This window comes from Aromatoleum diolicum (assembly GCF_012910955.1).
Classification (GTDB): domain Bacteria; phylum Pseudomonadota; class Gammaproteobacteria; order Burkholderiales; family Rhodocyclaceae; genus Aromatoleum; species Aromatoleum diolicum.
In genome coordinates, this window is record NZ_WTVQ01000024.1 from 64191 (window position 1) to 72131 (window position 7941).

6 protein-coding genes are annotated in these 7941 nt (G+C 61.4%); all 6 read right to left on the reverse strand.

Annotated elements, in window-relative coordinates; translation table 11 throughout:
- Positions 1-57 precede the first annotated feature (57 nt).
- Entirely contained in the window at positions 58-1125 is a 1068-nt protein-coding gene (locus tag GPA25_RS14695; protein WP_169261158.1) for a hypothetical protein, read from the reverse strand.
- The gene (locus GPA25_RS14700; RefSeq protein WP_246265704.1) at positions 1125-2708 is read right to left on the reverse strand and encodes an MBOAT family O-acyltransferase; all 1584 of its coding nucleotides are present in this window, start codon (positions 2706-2708) and stop codon (positions 1125-1127) included. Before GPA25_RS14700 ends, GPA25_RS14695 begins: the two co-directional genes overlap by 1 nt.
- 107 nt (positions 2709-2815) lie before the next feature.
- Positions 2816-3832, reverse strand: a complete 1017-nt coding sequence (locus tag GPA25_RS14705) for a class I SAM-dependent methyltransferase (RefSeq protein WP_169261159.1) — start codon at positions 3830-3832, stop codon at positions 2816-2818.
- An 8-nt stretch (positions 3833-3840) separates the two neighbouring features.
- Positions 3841-5310 carry a lipopolysaccharide biosynthesis protein gene (locus GPA25_RS14710; RefSeq protein WP_169261160.1) on the reverse strand — a complete coding sequence of 490 codons (1470 nt, stop codon included), beginning with the start codon at positions 5308-5310 and terminating at the stop codon, positions 3841-3843.
- 69 nt (positions 5311-5379) lie between these two features.
- Positions 5380-6558 carry a hypothetical protein gene (locus tag GPA25_RS14715; protein ID WP_169261161.1) on the reverse strand — a complete coding sequence of 393 codons (1179 nt, stop codon included), beginning with the start codon at positions 6556-6558 and terminating at the stop codon, positions 5380-5382.
- 149 nt (positions 6559-6707) lie between these two features.
- On the reverse strand, positions 6708-7941 hold a 1234-nt coding region (locus tag GPA25_RS14720; RefSeq protein WP_246265706.1), incomplete at its 5' end, for a pyridoxal-dependent decarboxylase, exosortase A system-associated.

Below are 7941 nucleotides of genomic sequence, written 5' to 3' on the forward strand. Positions count from 1 at the left end.
GCACCCGCGAGGGGGGCGCGGCCCGACAGCATGTGCGGTCGGCCAAGGACGATAAGGTCATTGCGACACCTCCAGCATCGCGTTGACCTTGTCGAACTCGGCCAGTGCGCTGCGGTACTGTTTCACATATTGGGTCTTGTCGAGGTGGTTCACGTTGAGCCCCCATTCCGGGTTCTCCGGCGCCAGAACGATTTGTGCGATTCGGCGATTGACCGCCGGCGCATAGTGCGAGCCGTCGTAAGTATTATCGGTGCGCCAAGTGACCGATGACGGAATCGAGAAGTCGATGAAGACGGGGAAGTGTCGGGCTGTGGCGTGAAGTGCTTCAAGATAACTCTCCAGCGTCCCATTTTGCGCCATCGCCCGAACATGCCAGGCGCTGATCGGCGGTACATAGGCGATGCTGCGCGCGTCTGGAAACACAGTAGCCAGTTTCCCGAACAAGTCCGCATTGTCGGGTTTGTAACCCCGCTTGCGTCGCGCTTCCGTGTCGACCCGGCGAAGCCCTTCCGCGTCAAGGCTGCGTAGTGGGCGAAATGCCGGGGCGTTGGTGCCGATTACTGCATCGAAGTTCCGGTCATAGTAACGCGGACGCCCCGCGTCGTCGCGTATCGTGCGCCATGACAAAGCGAGACTGTCGACGGACAGGTAGGTCTGCAGCATGCCGGGGGCCGGCAGTCTGTGCATGACGAAATCGGGAATGCTCTGCGGGTCTCTACCATCGGCCATGAAGTTGAATCCGTCGACGCCGACGACGATCAACTCGGGATGTACGCCTAATTCGCGGAGATACTCGGAGAATGCAATGAACTCCTCGACTTGCCCCCCGGAAAACGACAAATTGAAGCAGCGATACGGGGCGAATGCCGTCGCCGGGAGCAGGGTAGTCCTTGAGCTTCCAAAAATAAGGCAGTTGAAGTCCGAAGGGTTTCGCAATAGTCGGTTCAGTTTCGCCTGTCGTTCGTCAAAGCCGAAATTCTTGCCGGTGACGAGATTGCCCTGGTGGTACCACAGCGGGTCGACAACGATGTTTGCGGCAAGCACGAGCAGGCTAGACAGTACCCATGCCAGAAGCATGTATATGGCATAAGTCCTGTGGGGGGTGAAGTCTGTGTTGTCCTTCATCAGAACTGAAAATACAGAAATTCACTGACGTGGGACATGTGAAGCAGGGCCAGCGCACCGAGGATCCCGGTGGCAAGCGCCCAACCGGTGTGAGGCGACCAGCGCAGCAGGCCGCGCGTGTGTGCCGGCTGTTCGAGGGCTGGGGCAAAGCGGGCCATGAATTCTTGCGTATTGGGCATCGTCCACGCGATTGCAAGTAAAGCAATGATCCAGTACGGCGCCATGCCCGCCGGATCGAACTGACTGATCGGTACTCCAAGTGACGTGTCAAATCCGATCCGATCGAGTGCTGCATTCAGGTACCAGGCGCCCGGCCAACTGCTCGGGATCAGCAGGCCGTTCTCTCCCGCCATCGCTTTAACGATCGAGAGTGCCGATGTCGCATCCTTGGCGCGGAAAAATACCCAACCGAGCATCACTGCGAGAAATGTCAAAAGCAGGCCCGCCGTGCGCTCGATGCCTCCCACCGGGCGCTTGCCGGCGATGAAGATCCGAAACCGTCGCCACGCGTGATTGATCACAAGATAGATGCCGTGCAGCCCGCCCCAGATGACGAACGTCCAGCCGGCGCCGTGCCATAGTCCGCCGAGCAGCATCGTGATCATGAGATTGGCGTGGCGCATCACCGGGCCATTGCGATTGCCACCGAGCGCGAAGTACAGATAATCGCGCAGGAACCGTGACAAAGTCATGTGCCAGCGCCGCCAGAAGTCGATGATGCTGGCAGCCTTGTACGGTGAGTCGAAATTGAGTGGCAAGCGGATTCCGAACAATCGCGACAGGCCGATGGCCATGTCGGAATAGCCGGAGAAGTCGAAATACAGTTGCAGCGTATAGGCGAGTGTGCCGCACCAGGCTTCCAGCAGCGTGAGCGACGCGCCGTTTGCTGCGGCGCCGAATACCGGCGACACGAACGGTGCAACGCCGTCGGCAAGGACGACTTTCTTGAATAGTCCTATTGCGAATACGGTCAGCCCGACCGATAGATTGTCCCATTGCAGACGATAGGTCCGATCCAGTGCGAACTGCGGCATCATCTCCTTGTGATGCAGCACCGGTCCCGCAATCAGGTGGGGAAAATACGTTACGAAGAGTCCGTAGTGAATGAAATTGCTTTCCTTCACTTCGCCGCGATATGCGTCGACAAGGAAGGCGATCTGCGTGAAGGTGAAAAACGAGATACCGAGGGGCAGGATGATGGCTTCGGTATGCCAAGTCGTATCTAGAAACTCGTTTGCGTTGCTGACGAAGAAATTGGCGTACTTGTAATAGGCGAGCAGCACGAGATCTGCAGAGATTCCGATCCATACAAGCAGTCTGCTACGAAGTCGGGCGCCGCGTTTGTGTTCCCGCGAAATCGCCGTGCCGATCGCGAAATTGAAAAGTATCGAGCCGACAAGCAGGCCGACGTACGCCGGATTCCACCAGCCATAGAAGAAAAGCGAGGCTGCAAACAGCCAGAGTGCGGCCAACTGGCGGCTATAGCGTGCGATCCCGAAGAACGCAGCGAACGTGATCGGTAAAAAGAAGAAAATGAATTCGTAGGAGTTAAATAACATCGCCATGAATCCCGTCGTGGCCATGCCGAACCGCTTGAGCGTGCCCGCTTGTCCTCGAACGCACATTCACTGTCGCGTTGGCATGGCACGCTCGGTGGGGGCGCATCACCGTAACCGGCCGTCGTCGGAGATCACGTGGTCTTGGCCAGCATGCACACCCCGTCGATGGTATCGAACCAGCGGGTCTCCCAGCCAGCCTCCTCTCCGGTCCAAATCTCAACCATCTTCGATTCGCTCGCCCGGTTGGCGTCATCCACGAAGATCAATGCGTTGGCGGACAGCCGTTCGCGGAGCAGCGGGAACGCGGGATATCGGGCGAGCGCCGCGTCGTCATGCTTCTGTGGCGGACCATCGACCAGCAGCAGGTCGATGGCGCCCAGTTCGTCGAGCTCGTCGGCGGGAATGTCGTACCAATCGTAATCCCGATTCTGCAGCGTGAACGTCTTCAGCGGCGCATCGACAACGGTGACGACATCACTCAATCCGAGAAAACTGGCGTAACGGCGGGTCTGGTCGGCCCACATCGGGTCGTGGTCGACCGACAGCAGCCGTCCGCTGCCGTTTTTCTTGAGGATTTGCCCAAGGATCAGCGTTGAGGCGCCGGACCCCAGTTCCAGGATGGTTGCCGGTTTGCGTACGAGGGTTTCGCGTGCAAGCAGCGCTGCGGAGTCACCCGTCAGGGCCCAGCCGCCACCGACCGGCAACGGCAATTCAATCGTATAGGGTGCGAGGCGTACCAGGCCGTGTACATCGCCGACATCACGACGGATGCGCTCCATTCGGTTGCGCAGCGTATGTGTCCGGTTGTCGACGAGGCCGGTGATGGCCTGTTTCGTGTTGTGGACGAGAGCACCGACGACGGCGCAGGTTGTCATGACTGGCCAGACTGCTTCGAAGGAACTGAATCCTAGCGCGGCGCCTGCAGCAGTAGCCGAGCCCCCCGCGGCGGCGGCACCGACGCCGAGGAGCAGGCTGCGGGCAAGGTGGTTTTCCATCCGACATTCCCCTTCATCGCTCATATACGGCTTCCCGGATACTTGGATTCCTGCATTGGAAATGCAGTTATCGTTGCGCACCATGCCACGGGGGCAGCCCTTGAGGCTACAAAAATTTTCGGCGCGTTGCGAGCGAAACGTTCCCCCGATCATGCAATTGCTCACGGAGCGGTGCGGGATTCCAGCCGCAGCCGCTGTTTCCAGCGGCGCTGCTCGGCACCCAGTGCGGCAATCGGGGAATACAGAAAGCAGAGCGTGTAGGTGAGCCCGCCTGTGGCTGCCATCATGCCGAGATACCGGAAATCGCTGTCGCGCAGAGCCGCCGGAATGTAACGGTCGAGCAGGTAAAGGACGCTTGCAAGGATGGCGTTCAATGCGATGGCCGGGAGCATCGAGGTCGCCAGCTGTTTCCAGCGCGCATGCAGGCTGCGTGCGGCAAGCGCATACATGTGGAGGGCGTTGTAGATCGACACCAGCACGAGTGCGACGGCGATGCCGCTTAGCCCGTACGGCAGGCTGGAGAGGGTGGCGACGATGGTCAGCGCGAGAACGATGAACTGGACCTTGAGTTCGTGGCCCAGTTCGTTGCGTGCTGCGAGGACCGCACCGGACAGGTTGGCTATCGTCATGAATGGCCCGGCGAGTGCGAGGATCGCCAGCGGCGCGGCGGCATCGGCCCATTTCGCCCCGTAGAGCAGCGCGATCAGCGGGACGGCCGTCCAATAAATGCCAACATATAGCGGAGTCACGTACACCGCCACGAGACTCAGGCTGCGAAAGAACAGGTAGCGGGACATGTCCGGATTGTCCTGTTCTTTCGCCAGTGCCCTGAAAAGAACCTGATATACAGCACGGGTGACCACGCCGTGCGGCATTCGTGCAAGATTGTCGGCCTTGTTGAACAGCCCGACCTGTGTGACGCCTAGTGTTCTGCCAAGAATGAAATTCGTCGCCTGGTTGCGCAGGTAAGTCACGACGTCGTTGATGGAAACCAGGGCGCCGTAGCGCGCAATGTTCCGCCCGCGCGCGATGTCGAGGGAAAATCCGGGACGCCACTCCGAAAGCCGCACCAGCAGCGCCATGCTGCAAATTGAGCCGGCCATGCCGCCGACAATCAGGCTCCAGACCCCTTGCCCGCGATACGCCATGCCAATGCTGATTGTGCTCGAGATGATTAGGGTTGCGACCCTGACGACCGTCAGTGCCTTGAAGCGCATATCCCGGTGCAGGATGCTGCCGGGCAGGTTTACGAAGGGCCGGATGACAAATGACAGCGCGGCGACACGCAGCAGGTTCGCGTAGAGCGGCGTGTCGTACCATGCCGCGATCCATGGTGCGGCAGCGTAGAAACCCGCGTAAATTGCGCATCCGATCGCAAGCTGCAGCGTGAACACGATGTCGTAATCCTGCTTGCTTGTCGTGCTGGCGCGGATGAGTGCTTGGCCCATGCCGCCGCCGGCGACAAATCCGGCCAGTCCGGTGAATACCTGGATCGTGACCAGCATGCCGAAGTCCTCGGGCGTCAGCAGCCGGGCGAGGACGATGCCGAAGGCGAAGGTCAGCACTTGGCTGCCCGTATTGCCGACGAACAGCCACATTGCTCCCCGTCGAATCTTGTCACCGAGGGGCATCGGGACTCCGTACGGGGCCGCTGGCCGAATCAGTGGGTGTGCGGCGCGGCAGGGAATCGCGAAACGCGCTCATCGCTTGAGTGGGGCCAGATCGAGTTTCAGCGCCCACACGGTCGGTGCTTGGGCGGGTTTTCCGGTGACGAGCAGAAACACCTTGTGGCGCGGGTCGTAGGCCATCATGAAGTTCATGCCGAGCGCGGGCATGTCCGCGTCGCGCAGACGGATGTAACGGTTGTCGTCGGGGGCATACACGAAAGTGCTGTTCGACTTCGGCTTGAGCGCGCGTTCGCGGCCGCTCGGCTGCAACTCGAACTCGGTGTTGCCCGGCACCAGCAGGAATACGCCCTGATCGCGGTCGAACGCAACCGGAAATTGTTGGCTGCGTGGTGCCGGGTCGCCCCCGGGCTGGCGTTCTTCCCAGCGCCCTTCGTCGCCTGGCCGCGGCCCCGGTGTGTAAATCCACACCTCATTGCTGTTGCGGTAGTCGCCGAATACCGCGAAATTGCCGCGGTGGCTGTCATACACCATGGTGTAGTGCAGTTGGTGATGATTCTCCTTGCTCGCTTTCACCCATTCATGCCCAGCGCCGTGCGGAAGCAGTTCCCATATTCCCCAGCGATAGGCAACGGCAACCCCGCGACGCTCGTCATACGCAGCCGCAGCCCCGAAGAACTTCGGCGGTGCCTGTCCGCTGTCCGGCAGCATCTGCCACTCGCGGCGCGTCTGACTGTAGAACCACGAGGGATGGATTGTCGCCGCTGGAATCTTCTTGCCGATCGGATTGTGCTCGGGCCGCGCGGTGATGATCAGGCCATCCCGTTGCGGATCGTAGGCCACGCCGGCGTATGTATGCATCGCCCATGGCAGGGGCCGCTGCTCGCCGGCGATGGCGCGTCCCTTGTCGTCGGCGCGATAGCTCGTCGGCGGGGCCGCGGGGTAGTGCGTCGTCCAGCGCGCGGCGACCGGATCGAACTCGTGCACGCTGTTGTCCCAGTCGGTTCCGTGCGTATTCGATCCGAAGATCAACAGGGTGCCACGCTTGCTGTCGTAGGCGAGGCCGGCATGAGGCTGGCGCGACAAGCCCTTGACCTGCGGTGTGTCTTGCCTGACCCAGCGATTCGGAGCGAGATTGATGAGATCCGGGTTGAGGCTGTTTGCCGCGGCGACGTGAGTAGTGGCCGCAAGCGTGAGTGTCGTGAGTCCGATGACAAGGCAGTTCCGGAACATGTCGTCGACAAGTCTGTGCATCGGAGGACTCCGCAAGCCGTTTCGGACGAATTGGCGACTCAAGCATAACAAAGCTTGCGCGTTGCCGTATTACCCCCGTGTGTCGCGATCGCCGAAAGCCCCGTTCACGCTTTGCTCGCTCGACGATTGCGCGGGTATCCGGCGGGGACTCAAACCAGGACCTCGACCGCCGCGGGATGGCCGAGGAATGCCTGTGGGCTGGCGCTTGCTCCGTAGGCGCCGGACTGGAAGATCACGACGAGGTCGCCAGGCTGCGCCTCCGGCAGTGGCATGCGCTCTGCCATCAGGTCGAGCGGTGTGCATAGCGGCCCTACCACCGTCGTGACGGTATCCGCAGGTGCGTCGGCCCGATTGCCGATCATCACCGGATAGTTCTTGCGCAGCACTTGGCCGAAATTGCCGGATGCCGACAGGTGGTGGTGCAGGCCTCCGTCACACACCAGGAATACCTGACCGCGCGACACCTTGCGGTCGATCACGCGGCAGACATAGATGCCCGCCTCGCCAACTAGATAGCGCCCGAGTTCGATGACCAGCGCCGCGCCCGGCAGCCGGCCTGCCGCGGCCTGTGCAATCTCGGCGAGATTCGCACCGATCGGCGCCAGGTCGAGGTGCGTTTCCCCCGGGAAGTAGGGAATGCCGAAGCCGCCGCCGAGGTTGAGCACGCGTACCGGTACAGGCGCCGCATCCGCGAGCCGCAAGGCCAGCTCGAAGCTCTTCCGCTGTGCCTCGACAATCGCTTCGGCGCGCAGATTTTGCGATCCGGCAAAGAGGTGGAAGCCTTCGAACGCAAGTCCGAGTCGGCCGACCTCGGCGAGCAGATTCGGCACCGCCTCGGCATCGATACCGAAAGGCTTCGGCCCGCCGCCCATCTTCATGCCCGAGCTTTTCAGCTCGAAATCCGGATTCACCCGCAGCGCAACCCGCGCCGGCCAGCCGAGGCGTGCGGAAATCTCCGCCAGTCGCCGCAATTCGTTGGCCGACTCGACATTCAGCAGCACTCCCGCCGCCACCGCCTGCACCAGTTCCTCGTCGCGCTTGCCAGGCCCGGCAAAGCTGATCTCACCGGGCGGGCAGCCCGCATCGAGCGCCACGCGCAGTTCACCCGCCGATGCCACATCCAGCCCATCGACGAGTTTGGCCATATGCCCGACCAGCGCGGGCATCGGATTGGCCTTGATCGCATAATGCAACTGGATCGCCTCCGGCAGCGCAGCGCGCAATTCGGCGATACGGGCGCTCAGTAGCCCACGATCATAGGCATAGAAAGGAGTTTGTCCGACGCGTGCGGCGAGGCGGCTCAGGTGCAGACCGCCGACGACCAGTTCGCAGTCCTCGACCGGAAACTGCGTCATCGGCGCATGGATGGGGAGGGGCTTTGGG